This window comes from Micromonospora sp. DT62 (assembly GCF_049847285.1).
In the GTDB taxonomy this organism is placed as follows: Bacteria; Actinomycetota; Actinomycetes; order Mycobacteriales; family Micromonosporaceae; genus Micromonospora; species Micromonospora reichwaldensis.
This window is the reverse complement of record NZ_JBNCOB010000064.1, coordinates 1-848: the sequence shown is the minus strand read 5'-3', so window position 1 is coordinate 848 and position 848 is coordinate 1. Positions and strand designations below refer to the sequence as shown.

General features: G+C 73.5%; 1 protein-coding gene. It reads left to right on the top strand.

The features are described from left to right. On the top strand, positions 1-848 hold an 848-nt coding region (locus ACPXCB_RS31530), incomplete at both ends, for an AMP-binding protein (protein ID WP_425879769.1).

Genomic DNA, 848 nt, shown 5'->3' with positions numbered 1-848 from the left:
TCCGCCACCACCATCCTCATCACCGAAGACCCCCACGACACCGACACACCCCCCGGCGTCGTCACCCTCGCCCCGCAGGCCATGGCCACGTCGGAGCCGCCCCCGCTCGACATCCACCCGGAGCAGGTGGCGTACGTCATCCACACCTCCGGGTCCACCGGCACGCCCAAGGGCGTCATGGTCCCCCACCGGGCGCTGACCAACCTGGTCCACTGGCACCTGGACGCGCACCCCACCGGTCCCGGCCAACGCCACGGCCAGGTGGCCAGCCTCGGCTTCGACGCCGCGATCTGGGAGATCTGGCCCGCGCTGGTCAGCGGCGCCACCCTGCACATTGCCGACCCGGCCGACCGCCTCGATCCCACCGCGCTGCACGACTGGCTGGTCCGGGAGGACGTCACGAGGACGTTCCTGCCGACCCCGATCGCGGAGGCCGTCCTCCGGTTGCCCACTCCGTCCACCAGCCGCCTGCGGACGATCTTCACTGGCGGGGACGCCCTCACCACCCGGCCGTCCGCGCAGGTGCCGTACACCCTGTTCAACATCTACGGGCCGACCGAGACCACCGTCGCCGTCACCGTCGGGCCCGTCCACCCCGACGGGGTCCACCGGCCCGACCTCGGTGTCCCGATCGCCGGCGCCCGCCTCTACCTGCTGGACGCCGACCTCCAGTTGGTCCCGCCCGGGGCGCCCGGCGAGGTCTGCGTCGCCGGCGACGTGGTCAGCCGCGGCTACCTGAACAAGCCCGGGCAGACGGCGGAGCGGTTCCTGCCCGACCCGTACGGACCACCCGGCAGCCGCCTCTACCGCACCGGCGACCTCTGCCGCCTCCGCACCGACGGCACCCT